The sequence below is a fragment of the Megasphaera massiliensis genome (assembly GCF_036305205.1).
GTDB classification, from domain to species: domain Bacteria; phylum Bacillota; class Negativicutes; order Veillonellales; family Megasphaeraceae; genus Megasphaera; species Megasphaera massiliensis.
Window position 1 is genome coordinate 36103 of the sequence record NZ_JAXIXE010000002.1, and the last position, 15829, is coordinate 51931.

At 55.2% G+C, this 15829-nt stretch carries 14 protein-coding genes; 1 reads left to right on the top strand and 13 read right to left on the bottom strand.

The window, feature by feature from the left end:
- The first annotated feature begins 96 nt into the window (after window positions 1-96).
- On the top strand, window positions 97-1977 hold the full coding sequence (locus UCI88_RS00335; protein ID WP_044505198.1) for a sigma-54 interaction domain-containing protein: 1881 nt from the start codon (window positions 97-99) through the stop codon (window positions 1975-1977).
- A gap of 6 nt (window positions 1978-1983) precedes the next feature.
- On the opposite strand, the gene rpoN is transcribed toward UCI88_RS00335, so the two are convergent.
- From rpoN to UCI88_RS00400, 13 genes are read right to left on the bottom strand one after another with little or no spacing between them, the layout of a single operon-like run.
- Complete coding sequence (gene rpoN / locus UCI88_RS00340; protein WP_256180228.1) at window positions 1984-3261, bottom strand: RNA polymerase factor sigma-54; 1278 nt, start codon at window positions 3259-3261, stop codon at window positions 1984-1986.
- A 52-nt stretch (window positions 3262-3313) separates the two neighbouring features.
- Entirely contained in the window at window positions 3314-4519 is a 1206-nt protein-coding gene (gene hydF / locus UCI88_RS00345; protein WP_256180229.1) for a [FeFe] hydrogenase H-cluster maturation GTPase HydF, read from the bottom strand.
- 15 nt (window positions 4520-4534) lie between these two features.
- Entirely contained in the window at window positions 4535-5281 is a 747-nt protein-coding gene (locus UCI88_RS00350) for a nucleotide-binding protein (protein WP_044505200.1), read from the bottom strand.
- Between the two features lie 14 nt (window positions 5282-5295).
- Window positions 5296-6522: a nitrogenase component 1 gene (locus UCI88_RS00355; protein WP_256180230.1), complete on the bottom strand. Its 1227-nt coding sequence runs from the start codon at window positions 6520-6522 to the stop codon at window positions 5296-5298.
- The gene (locus UCI88_RS00360) at window positions 6519-7877 is read right to left on the bottom strand and encodes a nitrogenase component 1 (protein WP_256180231.1); all 1359 of its coding nucleotides are present in this window, start codon (window positions 7875-7877) and stop codon (window positions 6519-6521) included. The genes UCI88_RS00355 and UCI88_RS00360 overlap by 4 nt, the downstream gene beginning before the upstream one ends.
- Window positions 7878-7892: 15 nt before the next feature.
- A complete protein-coding gene (gene hypE / locus UCI88_RS00365) occupies window positions 7893-8897 on the bottom strand; it encodes a hydrogenase expression/formation protein HypE (protein ID WP_225068544.1) in 1005 nt (334 codons plus the stop codon).
- A complete protein-coding gene (gene hypD, locus UCI88_RS00370) occupies window positions 8890-9948 on the bottom strand; it encodes a hydrogenase formation protein HypD (protein WP_256180232.1) in 1059 nt (352 codons plus the stop codon). Before hypD ends, hypE begins: the two co-directional genes overlap by 8 nt.
- Window positions 9948-10157: a HypC/HybG/HupF family hydrogenase formation chaperone gene (locus tag UCI88_RS00375; RefSeq protein WP_044505205.1), complete on the bottom strand. Its 210-nt coding sequence runs from the start codon at window positions 10155-10157 to the stop codon at window positions 9948-9950. The genes hypD and UCI88_RS00375 overlap by 1 nt, the downstream gene beginning before the upstream one ends.
- A gap of 21 nt (window positions 10158-10178) precedes the next feature.
- Window positions 10179-12470, bottom strand: coding sequence for a carbamoyltransferase HypF (gene hypF, locus UCI88_RS00380; RefSeq protein ID WP_256180233.1), 2292 nt, complete (start codon window positions 12468-12470; stop codon window positions 10179-10181).
- 1 nt (window position 12471) lies between these two features.
- The gene (locus UCI88_RS00385; RefSeq protein WP_256180234.1) at window positions 12472-13506 is read right to left on the bottom strand and encodes a nitrogenase component 1; all 1035 of its coding nucleotides are present in this window, start codon (window positions 13504-13506) and stop codon (window positions 12472-12474) included.
- The gene (locus UCI88_RS00390) at window positions 13503-14807 is read right to left on the bottom strand and encodes a nitrogenase component 1 (protein ID WP_256180235.1); all 1305 of its coding nucleotides are present in this window, start codon (window positions 14805-14807) and stop codon (window positions 13503-13505) included. The genes UCI88_RS00385 and UCI88_RS00390 overlap by 4 nt, the downstream gene beginning before the upstream one ends.
- A gap of 2 nt (window positions 14808-14809) precedes the next feature.
- Window positions 14810-15565 (bottom strand): nucleotide-binding protein, encoded by a 756-nt coding sequence (locus UCI88_RS00395; RefSeq protein WP_256180236.1) that lies wholly within the window; start codon window positions 15563-15565, stop codon window positions 14810-14812.
- Between the two features lie 9 nt (window positions 15566-15574).
- Window positions 15575-15826: a TM1266 family iron-only hydrogenase system putative regulator gene (locus UCI88_RS00400; protein ID WP_065360324.1), complete on the bottom strand. Its 252-nt coding sequence runs from the start codon at window positions 15824-15826 to the stop codon at window positions 15575-15577.
- Window positions 15827-15829 lie beyond the last annotated feature (3 nt).

The following is a 15829-nucleotide window of genomic DNA, read 5'->3' on the forward strand; positions in this document are numbered from 1 at the left end:
AAAAAATTCGTTACATACTTTACATTCTCTTCATATTTTTTTATGATAGAAGGAGAACTTTTCGGTAATTTTTAATGAAATATAAAGGAGAAACTTATGGATAGAATTGCCTTCCTGATTTCCGACCTTTCCATGCAGCAGATGGTTCACACCATCTTAGACACATATAAGGAGAAATTAGAACAACACCACTTCATCATCGACGTCGAAATCATCGACTTTCCCAACCTCGTCGCCCAAGCCCATGCCTTAGTCGAAAAAGGAACCAAGGTCATCATCACCACCAGCGGCGCCCACCAGATACTGACCAAGGCCATCGACACCATTCCCATCCTCTGTCTGTACAGCTCGACCAACGACGCCCTCTATGCCCTGCGGGCCATTGCCCCGAATTACAAAAAAATCCACTTGCTGCTCAATGAAAACTTCATGTTCAACAAGGAAGCCTGTCCGCCGGAGCTGTCGGAGAAAATCGTATTTTACCCACGCTACAGCCTCGATAAGACGCACTTGGAACTCCTCGAACGGGTGCGGCAGATACCGGTCACGGCCGACACGGCCATCGTCGGCTGTCCCCTCCTGCCCCAAATCGCCAATCCCAGTCCGATGCCGATTTACCCCATCAAGCCCAGCGAATCGACGATGCTGTCGGTCCTGCTCTACGCCCAAGAACTGCTGTCATTCAAAGAAAAGGACAATCAACAGCTGTCCATGATGTCGTCCATCTTATCCCACGTCACGGACGGCATCATCCTCTATTCCACAGGCGGCACCATTTCCCATCTCAACAAAAGGGCTGCCGACTTTCTGGGCGTGTCGGCGACGACGAAAAATATCCGCGATATCTTCCCGGACTGGGTCGAAGGGAACAAACCGTCCTTCCACGAAACGATCATCCGCCGTCCGCCCTATACCCTCATCGCCAACTCCGACTTCTTCCTCATGGACAGCAGCTCCCACTATATCATGACCCTCCGCGACGTCACAGAGCTGCAGCGCCTGGAAAAAAATATCCGCTATAAGCTGACCAAGACCGGCATGACCGCCAGACATCACTTCGACGACATCAAGACCGTCGACGGCAACATGAAAAAAGTCATTCAGCGGGCCGCCACCATGGCAGAGTACAACGCCCCCATCCTGATTCAAGGCGAAAGCGGTACAGGGAAAGAACTCTTCGCTCAGAGCATCCACAACGCCAGCGACCGCCGCAACGGGCCTTTCGTGGCCATCAACTGCGCCGCCTTGACGACAGACCTCCTCGAAAGCGAACTCTTCGGCTACGTCAGCGGCTCCTTCACGGGCGCCCGCAAAGAAGGCAAGGCCGGCCTCTTTGAAATGGCCCACAAGGGAACGATTTTCCTCGACGAAATCAACAGTATGGCCCCCAGCATCCAATCGAAACTGCTGCGCGTCTTGGAGACGAAACAGGTCATGCGCCTCGGCTCAGACTACGTCATCCCCCTCGACATCCGCATCATCTCAGCCGGCAACGCCGACCTCATCGCCTCGGTCGAAGCCGGCGAATTCCGCCGCGACTTATACTTCCGCATCAACACCCTGCGCCTCAATCTGCCGCCTTTAAACGATCGGCCTGACGACATCCTCTACTTATTCACCCATTTCGTCGAAACCTTAAGCCATCAAAAATGCCAACTCAGCCCGGCCTTAAAAAAAGTCCTCGTCCAGCACAACTGGTGGGGCAACATCCGCGAGCTCCACAGCGTCGCCCTGCGCTACTTCATCTTCGGCGACACCCTCGACAAGTCCTATGATGCCCTCTTCGACATTGCCGACCAAAATAAAAAAGACGCCCTCCTCGACACGGCGTCTTTGACCCTCAACATGAAGCATTTAGAGGTGACCATCCAGCAAATCCTCATCGAAGAGCTTCAAGAAAAAGGCTATAGCCAAAAGGATATAGCCAAATTGCTCAACGTATCGCGGCAGACCATCTTCAATAAGATGCGGCCGTAAGGGGCCTCATCGACATCGGCGCCGGATATTGCTGTTGGGAATATTTAATTTTTGCCGGAACTTCGTAATCGTCCGCCGGGCTATGGCAATATGGATGGCCGAAAAATAGTCGGCTATATCCTGATCCGAATAGGGATGCTCCTTGTCCTCGTTTGCGATAAGCGCCTGAATTTTCTTCATAATGGCCTTATCAGAAACAAAGTCCTCTTCCTCGCGCTGACGGCTGTAAGCCGTAGCTAAAAAAGACTGCAGCCCGTATACCTTACCGCCAAACAGGGCGTACCGGTTGCGGCAGACGCGGCTTACCGTCGCCGTACTGAGGCCCGTTTCCTCGGCAATGTCCTTTTGGCGCAGCGGCTCCAAGGGCTGACCGTGGAGAAAATAGCCTTCCTGACGAGTCAAGAGACAGTTCATGACCTGTTCAATGGACAGGCGGCGATAGGCCAAAGCCGACGCCAGATCGTTAAAAGCCCTCCGGGCTTTGCGGATATAAGCCAGTGTCTTCTTATCTTTCTGGGCTCCATACTCGGCGTATAAATCATCGCGAAAATAGACGTCGGGAAGCTCTTCCAGCCAGCGGAAAGCTAATGTCCCGCCCTCTTCAAGATAAATCTCGACGTCGGGGCGGATGTAAACTTCATCCTGCTCGATCTGACCGGCCGGCTGAAGGGACAAGGTCTTCAAAAAATCCCGAATGTCGCGCAAATCCTTATCCGATAAATCCAACCCCTGCTGGATTTTCGACCACTTCCCCCGCAGGAAATCATCATAGTGCAGGGTCAAGAGTTCTTCTGTCTTGGGCGGCCCGTCACTGCGGCGCCGCGTCTGGATAAGCAGGGCTTCACAAATATTCCGGGCTCCGATGCCCGGCGGATCAAAGGTCTGGACCAGTGCCAGGCCTTTTTCCATGTCCTCTTCCGAAAGGCCGTAGCCGTCACCTAAGGAGGATAAATCACCTTGGAAAAAGCCTTTCTCATCGAGAGAACCGATGACCAGTCCCGCCGCCAAGAGAATCGGCCGCGGCACGGACACGACGCGGAGCTGAGCCATGAGCTGCGATTCGAGGGATGCACTGCGGCTTTTAATATTGTCGATGGGCTTTTCAGTTTTATCCCCGGCTCCGCGGACGTCGTGATAGCGGATGTCCAGGAGAGGATTATCCGTTACCTGTTCCTGGAGAAAGTCCATCAACTCCTGACCGTGGAGAGCCAAAAGCTGAATCGTCAGGCGCTGGACTTGCATCAATTTAGTTTTTTGTTCAAGTTTAAGCGATAAGTTTGCCATAAATCCACCTCACAACCCGCCTTTCACGGGCTGCTTTTTTCGTCTTGCTCGCCTAATGTGCCGACAGCAGTTCCTGTAAATCGGGGAAGACACTCAGACTCCGCCGCAGGATGCCTTTCATATAGGCAATGGCAATGCCATAGTTGGTAATGGGAACGGCCTGATCGACAGCCGTTTTCATGCGGTACCCGACTTCCCGCCCGTTGAGCATGCAGCCGCCGCAGTGAATGACCATGGCATAGGGCGATAAATCTTCAGGAAAATCGCGGCCGCTAGCCGTTTCAATCGAGATATCTTTACCCGTATACTCCTTCAACCAGCGAGGAATCTTTACCGTACCGATGTCGTCGCATTGGCGATGGTGTGTACAGCCTTCGGCAATGAGGACCGTATCTCCGTCTTTCAGCTTATCGACGGCGGTGACACCGCGGACAGCCGATTCCAAGAGGCCCTTATGGCGAGCCATTAAAATCGAAAAGGACGTCAGGCGGATATCGTCCGGCGTATCAGCCGAGACCCGTCCAAAGACCTGACTGTCCGTAATGACCAACGACGGCTTCTTCGTAAAGCAGGACAAGGTATGGGGCAGTTCATCTTCCTTGACGACGATGGCCGCACTGTTACTGTCGAGGATTTCCCGAATCGTCTGCTGCTGCGGCAGGATGAGGCGTCCCTTAGGCGCTGCCGAATCGATGGGCACGACGAGAACAACCATGTCGCCGCTATGAATGAGGTCGCTGACGATGGGAGCCTCGGCGTCAGCCGGCTTCAACCGGGCCAGTTTTTCCTTCAATTCGTAAATGCCGTCGCCGGTCAAGGCGCTGACATGAATTGCATGATCATCGGCCTCAGCCACATGCTTCACCAGGTCGGCCTTATTATAGACGATAAGATAAGGCAGGCCCTTGCTCCGAATGAGGGCCAATACCTCTTCATCAGCCGGAGCCAAGCCTTCCGTCCCATCGACGATGACGACGGCAATATCGGTCTTATTGAGGACCTGTTTCGTCCGGCGCACCCGTTCTTCACCGAGGGCACCGACGTCGTCGATGCCCGGCGTGTCGATGATGACCACCGGCCCCAAGGGCAGGAGCTCCATGGCCTTGTAAACGGGGTCCGTTGTCGTCCCCTTGGTATCCGATACGATAGACAGGTTCTGGCCGGTAACGGCGTTTACGACACTTGATTTCCCGGCATTGCGGCGGCCGAAAAATCCGATATGGACGCGTTCGCCTGACGGCGTGTCATTCATTCCCATGGCCTTACTTCCTTTCTATACTTCCAGCAGCCGCTGAGCCAAATCGCGGTAGATTCGGCTTACGGGCAGCTCCGGATCGCCTTCGACGACGGTCATTCCCTTGTTTTCATAAAACTGGATTTCCTTGCTGCGGGGAATGTCGGCCACGATAGGCAGACCGTGTTCATCGGCAAAAGCCTTGACCGTTTCATATTCATCATCGACGTTGCGGCGATTGAGGATCAGCCCTTTTACTTGGGCATAACCGCGGCTCTTAAAGTTTTCTACGGCTTTAAAGATATTGGCCGCCGCATAGAGGGCCATCTTTTCCCCCGACGTGACGATGAAGATTTCATCGGCATAGCCGTCGCGGATCGGTGCCGAAAAGCCGCCGCAGACGACGTCGCCCAAGACGTCATACATGACGACGTCCGGCGAAAGTTTTTCAAAGACTTCCAATTCGTCGATAAGGTCAAAGGTAGCAATGATACCCCTTCCGGCACAGCCAAGGCCCGGCGTCGGTCCGCCCGTTTCGATGCAGAAGACGCCGCCGTAGCCTTCCCGTCCGATATGATCGAAGTCCGGACCTTCCGTATATTGGCGATAGTAATCCATGACCGGCATGACCGGTTCGCCATGGAGCAGATTCAAGGTCGAGTCGGCTTTCGGGTCGCAGCCGATTTGGACGACTTTTTTTCCAATCGACGCCAAGGCCGCCGACACGTTCGCCGTCGTCGTCGATTTCCCAATGCCGCCCTTTCCATAAATGGCAAATTTCCGCATAGTCAGTCTCCTTCTTATTTCAGTTTATCTTTCATCCACGCCGTAAACGACGAGCCGACAAAAATAGGCATATCGTCGTGATAATGACGGCCGGAATAGGCTTCGTGAGGCATGGAAATAAATTTATCAGGCTCATCCGGCAGTAACCGAGCATAAATCGGATCGGCAATGACCCGCCGCGCCTTGCGGCATTCCTGGCGGATTACGGCTTCGACGCTGGCCACTTCCATGTCCTTCAAGAGCCACTGCGGGGCATCCGACAAGGGGCAGAGCAGGCGAACTTTTTCAACGCCCAGTTCCTTTTCAAGGAAGGCCTTCATCGACTGGAGGTAGACCGGTTCCCCGATGACCAGCACGTCACAAGGCGTATCGTCGTAAGCTTGTTCCGTCTTCCAGGCATTGAGGTCGGCCAAGGCGTACTGAGCCTTGACGTATTCTTCGTCTCCCGTAAGGCCGGTCACATAAGAAGAATCGCCTTTCCGCAGGGCTTCGAGCCAATCGGCCGTCCCCTTTTCGCCCATGGGAATGCCGACGACGTAGGGAATCCCGTACGTATCGCGAAGGTACTGGGCCAGGTAAAAGGCCGTCGACGAAACGACGGCGTTGACGTCGGCCTCAGCAGCCGTGGCCAGGCCGTCGAGGGTGTCGCCCATGGACCACGAGCTCTGGATGGTAAATCCGGCGTCAGTCACGATCTGTTTCAGCGTCGTAGCATTGCCGACGACGGAAAAATCGAGGGGCGTCAAGCCCAAGAGGTTGACCCGTTTGGCCGGAAGCTCGGGCTTTTTCGAAGCCGGTTTGACAAACTGCTTGGCCAGCCAAACATAGGCTCCGCCGGCACCGGGCAGATAACTGTGGATGCCGTCCGTGCGAAAGCCTAAGGTCGGAAGGCCGGTCCGATCGGCTACCAGTCGCTGAATGGCCTTAAAGTCGGTACCGATAGCGTTTGGCATGGGGCTGCCGCCGATGGCGATGAAATAAGGTTGTGCCGCTTCGGCAGCTTCGGCAATGTCGTCGATGAGCCGCTGGTCATTTCCTTGAATGGTATCGATTTCATTGAGGCCGGAAATATAGACCATGCTCTGCGTATCGTAGGACCGCGGTTCATCGTGCGTATCGTACGTCGAGTTGCAGCCCGATGCATCATGCATGACGATGAGGCCCCCTAATTCATAGAGCGACGACGCGATGCCGAACATGTCGACGGCATACGTCGATAAGACTCGCTGTGCTTGTTTCAACCGTGACACCCCCAGGCTTTTATCTGTATGATTTCCCGCATCTTGGGATTTTCTGCGGCATTGGCTTCACCGATCCAGTCGAGGATTTTCGACAGGCCGACGTAGCCGTAAAGGCCGCTGTTTTCGATGAGGTTGACGAAATACTTCGTATCGGTAAAATAGGCCGCCATCTGACCGATAGCCAAGACCTTGCCGTACTTTTGACTGTCGTTGCGCGGCAGAAGGCCCCGCTTAAAGTGCATGGCCGACCGCAGTTCGAGGTCGGGATATTCCTTCTGCAAGAACTCAAAGGCCTCCTTTTCCCCCGGTAAAATCTTATCGAGGTAGACAGCATAAACATGGAAGCCGTGGGTCAAGAGGAACTTGGCCAGCCCCAAGGGCCGCGGCGTCGCCGTATAGTCGATAGCAATGGGCGTCGAGCCCACTTCTTCGAGGAGGGCCTTAGCCTTGGCTTCGATTTCCTGTTCATAAGCGTCGCAGTCGGGCATGGCAAGGCCGAAGGCGTCGGCTGCGGTCTGCAAATTCTGCCGCAGGACGGCGTAGTCATAAGAATACGTCAGATAGAGGGCTTCTTGTTTCAAGCGCCGCTTCATGTCCTTGGCCGCCGGCTCGGAGTTTTCCAGAAAATAAATGTTAGCTTCCGATTCGCCCATGGCCTTATACTGCTCGTACGTCTTGCAGTCGGCAAAATCGTGGATGTCGTAACCGCCGTCGCGAAGCATCTTCGATAATTCATTATCCTCATCGACGGGATAATAATTGACGACGTAATTGACGGCCTTCTTTCGCGGCAAGGGCTGCACGGCCCGCATGAGCTGACGGCGACCGAGGACGTCCGGCGAATAGCGGCGCTGCAGGGTCGGTATCATATAACCGTCGATGAAGTCGATATTGGGGTAGCGCTCGCGAAGGGTCCCGTAAACGACGTTGAGGTCGATGTGCAGGAAATGCTGCATGCAGCTCGTAAAGCCTTCGACGCACTTCGGCCGCTCCGGCAGTTCGTCGATGATATGGGCAATGCCGTCGATCATCATTTCTTCTAAGTTGCCTTTAATCAAATTTTCATTGGTCAGGGTAACCATGGAGAAGCGGCCGGCCCCTTCAGGCACTTCATCGGCCGACAAGACGACGCCGTGGAGGCAGCAGGCACAGCAGACGTAGATTTCATGGCAGCCGGGAATGAGCATCGGCGAATGAGCAATCGTCCAATGGCCTCGGGCCGGCGAAGCGTACTGCAGGCCGATATAGAAGGGCTTGGGGAAGGACGCCTTGCCAATGGCAATATTTGCCCCATCGGGCGTTACATGGTTATACCGCCGCGCCTGGGGCGGATTCGCTTCATTTTCGTATATCATTCCCGTACCTCCATCTTAACAAATGCGGGGCAGCAATTCACCGCCCGGCGGCGGCAGCAGCGTTTCGGCACCGATTTCTGTGCGCATGACGACGCGGCCCGGCTGGTCGGCCGTAACTTCACCGATAATGGCTGCATTTTGCGAATATTTTCCCTTACGCAGGACGGCGACGAGATCGTCGGCCACATCCCGCGGGGCGAAGATGACCAAACGGCCTTCGCAGGCCAGATACAACGGTTCCAGGCCCAACATGCCGCAGACGCCGCGTACAGCCGGATCGACAGGAATGGCCTGGCTGTCCAAATGAATGCCGACCTTACTTTGGGCGGCGATTTCATAGAGGACGGTGCCGACGCCGCCGCGGGTTGCATCGCGGATAACGTGGATATCCTTGGTCGTGTTGAGCATGCTTTCGACCGTTCCCCATAAAGGTGCGCAGTCACTGGTCACATCGGCATCGATGCCGAACTGGTTCCGTTCGAGGAGAATCGTGCAGCCGTGGCGGCCGACGTCGCCGCTGACGATGATGGCGTCGCCCGGTTTGGCCAAGGTGCCTGAAGTTTGGACACCGTCCATGATCTGACCGATACCGGTCGTCGTGATGAAGAGGTGGTCGACCTGGCCCTTACCGGCAACCTTAGTGTCCCCGGCAACGATGCGGACGCCGGCTTCAGCAGCCGTTTCAGCCATAGCCTTGGCGTAGGCTTCGACTTTTTCCATGGGAAAGCCTTCTTCAATGACGAAGGCACACGATAAGTAAAGAGGTTTCGCCCCCATGCAGGACAAGTCGTTGACCGTCCCGCAGATACTGAGTTTACCGATGTTGCCGCCGGGAAATTCAGGCGGCGACACGATGAAGCCGTCCGTCGTAAAAGCCAGATTCGTTCCGCCAATAGGCAAAACAGCGGCATCGTCCCCGGTAAACTGGGGATTTGAAAAATGAGCTTTAAAGACGCGGTCAATGAGTTCCGCCGTCTGCTTGCCGCCGGCACCGTGTGCTAAGGTAATAAGGTCACTCATGGGCATTTCCTCCATATAAATAATAGGCCGAGCAGGCACCTTCGTGAGACACCATGCAGGCGCCGACCGGGTGTTCCGGCGTACATAATTTTCCAAATAAGGGGCATTCCGGCGGCTTGCACTGGCCCTTCAGGATGTCGCCGCAGCGGCAGCCCGGATTGGCTTTGCCGTCCATCTTTGGAATGCCGTACTTCTTGCGGGCGTCGCAGGCAGAAAATTTCTCCCGCAGCTGCAAGCCCGACTGGGGGATGACGCCTAAGCCGCGCCATTCCGAATCGCAGGGTTCCATATATTCAGCCATCAAGGCCTGGGCCGAGCGGCTCCCCTCTTCTGTAACGACGCGGGGATAGCAGTTTTTAAAGAAAGGCTTCCCCTGCGGGAACTTGGCCAAGATGACGGCAAAGGCCGTGAGCAGTTCTTTGGCCGTAAAACCGGCGACGACACCGGACATCCCTTCCTTCACCATGGCTTCGCCTGCCTTAGTGCCCACGACGGCATCGACGTGACCGGGATAGAGGAAGGCATCGGCACTGCCCTTCATGGCTTCATAGGCCATGGGCATGGTCTTATTGGCCGTCAGCAGGGAGAAATTGGTCAAGCCGTCAGCCATAGCCTGCTTAACGGCCAGGCACGACGGAGGTGTCGTTGTTTCAAAGCCGACAGCTAAGAACACGACTTCTTCGTCACGATGAGCCTTGGCGTATTCATAGGCATCAATGGGCGAGTAAACAATTTCAACGTGAGCGCCTTTACTGCGGGCGTCGGCCAAGCTCATCGAGGTGCCGGGAACGCGGACTAAGTCACCAAAGGTGCAGACCGTAACCCCTTTTTCGAGAGCCAGCCACAGGGCCTGATCGATATAGCCGACGGGCGTAACGCAGACCGGGCAGCCCGGTCCGGAAATGACGTCGACCTGCTTCGGCAAAATCTGCCGGATGCCGAGGCGGAAGATTTCGTGGGTATGCGTCCCGCAGACTTCCATAATGCGGATTTTCGGCCCGTCGTAATTCTGAATGATATCCAGGGCCGTCCGCTTCTTCCCTTCTGCCATCAATCCAAGTCCTCCAGAATGTCATCGGTTTCGTCGGCATCGTTGTCGGTAATCTTGGCAATGGCCATGCCGGCGTGGACCATGACGTAATCGCCGGGATCCAATTCATCGATCAAAGCGGCCGATACTTCCCGTTTCGCTCCGGACGCATCGACGAGCGCCATTCCATTTTGAATTTTCATAACACGTGCGGGTAAACCTACACACATGATAACCCCTCCTTCATCTATCTAAACATTTTCATGGTACATCGCATATATCGCCTGTCCCAAGGCAATGCCGCCGTCATTGGGCGGCACCAGGCTGTGCCGTAAGACCGTAAAGCCGCGCTGCTGCAGGGCCTCATCACAAAGGCGCAAAAGCAGTCGATTTTGGAAAACACCGCCGCTTAGGGCAACCGTCTCAAGGCCCGTCTGACTGCGAACTTTTGCGCAGATGCCGACAGCCATACCGGCCAATCGGCAGTGAAATTCATAGGCCAATTTATCGGGATCGTCGCCGGAAAGGCGTTGTTCGACGAGGTTTTTGACCAGCGCCGACGTCGGCAGCAGCCATCGTCCGTCGCCTTCAACGGGCTCAATAGGTACGACTTCCATCGCCCCGTGAGCCTTTTCCCAGCGTTCAGCAGCAAACTGCAGCGTCATGGCCGCCTGGCCTTCAAAGGTCGACGACCGGCACAGGCCTAAGATGGCGCTGACGCCGTCAAAGAGGCGGCCGGCACTGGTCGAGATGACGCTGTTGATCTGCTGATCGGCCAGGAAAAACTGAGCCGCCAATTCGTTAGACTCACAAAGTTTTAAAGTCTCGACGATAGACGCCACACGCTGACGATCCTTCCACAGTCCGTCGATCAGACTGACGGCAATGCGCCAGCCCTCTTTAGCCGATATGTCACCACCGCGCTGCCAAAAAGGCTCGATGGAAGCGGCCCGTTCAAACTCTTGAAGGCTGCTGATAAGGATTTCACCGCCCCAAATCGTCCCGTCGCTGCCGTAACCCGTCCCGTCAAAGGAAACGCCGATGACGGGCTGTTCACAGTCGTTTTCGGCCATGCAGGACAGGATGTGGGCGTAGTGATGTTGGACAGTCACGACGGGAAGGCCCAACTCACGGGCCACGGCCGCCGTATTGTAGGCCGGATGGAGATCGCAGGCCACAACCGACGGCGACGCTTCCAATAAAGACGCCATGCGCTGAACCGAATCGCGCAGGGCCTGAACGGTCCTTATATCGCTCATGTCGCCGATATAGGGCGACGGGTAGAATAAATTATTGCGGCCGATGCAGAAGCAATTCTTCAGCTCGCCGCCAATGGCCAGGACGTCTTTGCCCTGCCCGTTCCCATAAAAGAAGGGCAACGGCGCATAGCCCCGCGAACGGCGTATCATATAGGGCTTGCCGTCGTACCAGTCCATGACCGAATCGTCAGCCCGCAGGCGGATTCGTCGGTTGTGGGACAAGACGAGATCGGCAAGGCCGGAAAGTTCCTGCCGCGCTTCTTCATCGTTATGGCAGATGGGCGCCCCCGACTCATTGGCACTGGTCATGACCAAGCTGTCGGAAACCTCCAAGCCGTCGTCATAGGTAAACAGCAAGAGATGAAGCGGCGTATAGGGCAGCATGACGCCAATGGACGGATTGCCCGGCGCAACGGACGGCGCCAATGTCAGACCGTCTCTTTTAGCCAATAAGATAATCGGTTTCTGATGGCCGTCGAGAACATCTTCTGCCCCATCGGAAATGAGGCATTCCCGGCGAACGGCGTCGACGTCCTTCATCATGACGGCAAAGGGCTTCACCGGTCGTCCTTTACGCTGGCGCAGGGTGCTGACGGCCTCTTCATTGCGAGCGTCGCAGCAGAGGTGAAAACCGCCGATGCCCTTGATAGCGACAATTTTCCCGTCGACGATGGCCTTTCGGATTGCCGTAATGGCATCCCGGCCCCGTTCTTTACGGTCGAGAAGGTAAACTTCGGGCCCGCAGTCGTTGCAGCAGACGGGCTGGGCATCGTAACGCCGCGTCTCAGCGTGGGTGTATTCGTACTCGCACTGAGGGCACATGGGAAATTCCCCCATACTCGTCCGCTCCCTGTCATAGGGCATGGAGTCGAGAATCGTCAGCCGCGGCCCGCAGGCCGTGCAGTTGATAAAGGGATGGAGATAGCGGCGGTCGTTCTTGTCAAAGAGCTCCTTCTGGCAAGCCTTGCAGATGGCAATGTCCGGCGACACGAAAATATCACCTTTTTCCCTGGCGCTCTCGATGATAGAAAAATCATCATAGGCCGGAACCTCGACAGCCGTCGTGACGACCTTCAAGATCGACGAGCGCTCGGGCGCCTTCTTTTCCAGGTCTTCATGAAAAGCGGCCAGCTGCGCATCATCACCTTGAGCAATGATTTCCACATAAGAGCCCTTATTGCAGACCGAACCGAAAATCCCATTGGCATCGGCAATGCGGCTGACAAAAGGCCGAAAGCCGACGCCTTGGACGATGCCGAAGACACAGATCCGTTCGCTCCTCATCTTATCCCCTCCCGGATACGGCAAAATGCGGAAAATCTACGTATTGGCCGTGGAAGTTCGGCAAGGCCCGGCGATAGTACAAGTCGCCGAGGATGAGGTCAAAATTGTCATTGTCGGCAAGGTCGCGCAAATCGTCTTCTTCCTTCAAGACGACGTGATTTTCATACCGCGCCTCGGGCTTATCCATAAACCACGACGCCGTCGTCACCCGAGCGGCTCCGGCTTCTTCGGCCATGGCAGCCATGGAAGAGGCGGCGGCCTGCTGATGGATGACCAAAACATTCTTTCCGGCAAATAAATTATCGTCGAAGTCGACGACGGCATCGAGGCCGAAGTAATGGAGCTCATACGGCGTGCCGAAGGTTTCTTTCAGATACTGAGCCGCCTTAAGGCCTGCCGGCGATACGACCATATTGAGGGTCGCCTTGCCGGCGTTCTTATAGTCATCGATTTCATCGAACAATAAAATCTGCTTCCAGCCTTCTTCAGCCAGACTCTGACTGATCCATTCGATGTCGCCGGGATGCATGAGCTCTAAGGGGACGGCGCCGAGGATACCGACCGTATCGGCTTCCGGTTTCAAATTCTTATCGGCAAAGGCCGGAAACAAAGCTTCATAAGCATGTTCAATGCCCTTATCGTAATAATCCATGCCCGTCGTGTCGATGGTGATGACCGGCAGATCGATTTTCTTTTCTGCCATCCGCTTCAACGCCTTATAGTCCGTCCCGATGACGGCCGGCACCGGCGTGCCAACGATGGCCGCAAAGGAGGCATCGATCGTTTCGGCAGCATCGCAGAGTTTTTCAACGAGTCGATCGTCCCGGCCGAGGATGGCATCCATGTCGCGCAGACCGGCACTGAATACGGCACTCTTTCGGCCGCTGAACCAGCGCGGTTCGTCAAAGCCACAGATGTTGCCGGCACAGCCGCCGGCGTCACAGATGACGACGATACCGTTTAACCCGTAGAGAACAGCTGCCGCTCCGGACTGATCCGGCGCAAAGGGCGATATATATTTCCATAAACCTCTCATCGTTTCTTCCTTTCCAAGAGGACTTCTTCCAAACGGTTCAGCAGGGAAACGACCCCGGCATAGCCGAAGGGTTGAATATCCTCGTCCCAATGAAGGTGGGCAGCCTGTTCGTGATAGTATGCAGCATCCTTGCCGATGGTCACATCGATGGACACATCATCACCTTCGTAATAGAGCATGGATGGCGATAAGTTGGAATATACCTTCGTTTCCGGACTCAGTTCAGCCAAGTGGCGGAGGTAGACGAAATCGTCGGGTCCGAGGTTGGCATAGATTTCGCGGACGACGAAACCGTATCGCGTCAGAGCCAGGGCCATTTCATAGGCGTTGCCGTTCTGCATCTCGCCGATGGCAACGGTCGTACCGCTGTAATTTTCCTGCATCCGATGGACGACGGCCCGTGCCTTTTCCAGCCAAGGCTCATCATCAATGGTTACGTCCAGGGCTTTAGCCAGGGCCTGATACTGCTTGTGAATCTGGCTGACCTGATAGAGACGAGTCAATTCGATGCTGGGAATGCCCAGGCGCTGCTCCAAGTCCTGAGCGGCCAGCCGCGATTCAGGATTGAGGACAAAGTTTACATTGGCCTGAGCCATAGCCTTATAGGCGGCAAAGTCGGCACAGCGGGAAATTTCATTGATTTGGTTAAACCCGATGGCCTTTAAGATATCGTAAAATTCGCAGTCGTCCTGTAAGGGCGAAAAATAGCCCAAGAGGTTGACCGTCCGTCGCTGACGGGGTTCCTTTTCCAAGAGAGAATAAATGGCCCGCCGGACATCGACCATAGGCGGCTTGCGCCCTTCCCGGGTCAATGCGTACATATAACAGGGCACGACGGGCAGTCCCGCAGCCTGTTCGGCCTTGCGGCAAACCCGCTCCATATCGGTTCCCAGCAGGGCGTCGACACAGGTCATGCAGACCATGACGACTGACGGCTTTTCCGGCAGGCTGTCGACGACTTCACAGACGGCCTGGGGCATTTTCTTCAAGTGACGACCGGTTACGATGTCCGTTTCATCCATGATGTAGAAGAAAAATCGGTCGCTGTAGCCGCCCATTTCACTGAGAATCGTCGTATTGCGTCCGCAGCAGCCGGGGCCGATGAGAATCATGACCGAGCCGGGAATGGAAAGTCCCGCCCGCTTTACACCGAAGCCTTGGGCACCGGGCGAGTTAAAGGCCAGCGCTGCCGGCGAATTATAGATGAGGTGCGTCGACGTGATCAGCTCCGCCGGAATATCATTCCGACCGCGAGCGACCAAGTCCTGCACCGTAATGGCAAAAGGTTTTCTTTCTGTCATAATCAATCCTTGTCTTCTAATAATTTTCGAGCCAAATCGAGGAAGGTCTTGCTGATGGGAAGGTCCGGATTGCCTTCGATAACGGTCTGACCCAATTCTTCATAACGGTTGATATCGTCGCTTCGGGGAATATCACCGACGATGGTGAGACCCGCCTTTTCGGCAAAGGCACGAACCTTGGCATCTTCATCGGGAATATTGCGCCGATTGAAAATGATGCCTTCCACCTTGGCGTAGCTGCGGTCGGCAAAATTGGTGACTGCCGTATTGATGTTGTTAGCCGCATAGAGGGCCATCTTTTCACCGGACGTGACGATGAGGACCTTTTCCGCATAGCCTTCGCGAATGGGGGCGGCAAAACCGCCGCAGACGACGTCGCCCAAGACGTCATACAAGACGACGTCAGGCTTATACTCTTCAAAGAGGCCTAAATCTTCGAGGAGGGAAAAAGTTGCGATGATGCCCCGACCGGCACAGCCCAGGCCCGGCGTCGGTCCGCCCGTTTCAATACAGAGGATGCCGCCGTAGCCGATGCGGGAAATGTCTTCAATCGACTCGGGATCTTCGTCGTGCTCCCTGAGATAATTCATGACCGGCAGCAAGGGTTCGCCGCCGAGGAGATTGAACGTCGAATCGGCCTTGGGGTCACAGCCGATCTGAATGACCCGCTTCCCCAAATAGGCAAAGGCAGCAGCCAAGTTACTGGTCATGGTCGACTTGCCGATACCGCCCTTACCGTAAATTGCAATTTTCAGCATACGTCCCTCCTACTGCGGCAGAGGCGGATAAATCGTCTTGGTGCTGACTTCCGGAATCATGCCGATCTTGCCCGACATGGCGCTGATGACGTCTTGGGGCGCATCGACGATGATGCTGATAACGTTGATGTCTTTATCCTTGTAGGGGACGCCCATGCGGCCGATGACGTACTGACCGTATTCATGCAAAATTTCATTCAATTTCGTTGATTCATTGCGGTTGCCGACAATAATACCGATTAAAGCGACTCGCGTTTCCATAAG

What these genes read in the sequence shown, in the direction of transcription:
- rpoN (WP_256180228.1), bottom strand. Translation starts at nt 3,261, where the DNA reads ATGGCAAACTTATCGCTTAAACTTGAACAAAAAACTAAATTGATGCAA.
- hypF (WP_256180233.1), bottom strand. Translation starts at nt 12,470, where the DNA reads ATGAGGAGCGAACGGATCTGTGTCTTCGGCATCGTCCAAGGCGTCGGC.
- UCI88_RS00385 (WP_256180234.1), bottom strand. Translation starts at nt 13,506, where the DNA reads ATGAGAGGTTTATGGAAATATATATCGCCCTTTGCGCCGGATCAGTCC.
- UCI88_RS00395 (WP_256180236.1), bottom strand. Translation starts at nt 15,565, where the DNA reads ATGCTGAAAATTGCAATTTACGGTAAGGGCGGTATCGGCAAGTCGACC.
- UCI88_RS00390 (WP_256180235.1), bottom strand. Translation starts at nt 14,807, where the DNA reads ATGACAGAAAGAAAACCTTTTGCCATTACGGTGCAGGACTTGGTCGCT.
- UCI88_RS00400 (WP_065360324.1), bottom strand. Translation starts at nt 15,826, where the DNA reads ATGGAAACGCGAGTCGCTTTAATCGGTATTATTGTCGGCAACCGCAAT.
- UCI88_RS00350 (WP_044505200.1), bottom strand. Translation starts at nt 5,281, where the DNA reads ATGCGGAAATTTGCCATTTATGGAAAGGGCGGCATTGGGAAATCGACG.
- hypD (WP_256180232.1), bottom strand. Translation starts at nt 9,948, where the DNA reads ATGGCAGAAGGGAAGAAGCGGACGGCCCTGGATATCATTCAGAATTAC.
- UCI88_RS00335 (WP_044505198.1), top strand. Translation starts at nt 97, where the DNA reads ATGGATAGAATTGCCTTCCTGATTTCCGACCTTTCCATGCAGCAGATG.
- UCI88_RS00360 (WP_256180231.1), bottom strand. Translation starts at nt 7,877, where the DNA reads ATGATATACGAAAATGAAGCGAATCCGCCCCAGGCGCGGCGGTATAAC.
- hypE (WP_225068544.1), bottom strand. Translation starts at nt 8,897, where the DNA reads ATGAGTGACCTTATTACCTTAGCACACGGTGCCGGCGGCAAGCAGACG.
- hydF (WP_256180229.1), bottom strand. Translation starts at nt 4,519, where the DNA reads ATGGGAATGAATGACACGCCGTCAGGCGAACGCGTCCATATCGGATTT.
- UCI88_RS00375 (WP_044505205.1), bottom strand. Translation starts at nt 10,157, where the DNA reads ATGTGTGTAGGTTTACCCGCACGTGTTATGAAAATTCAAAATGGAATG.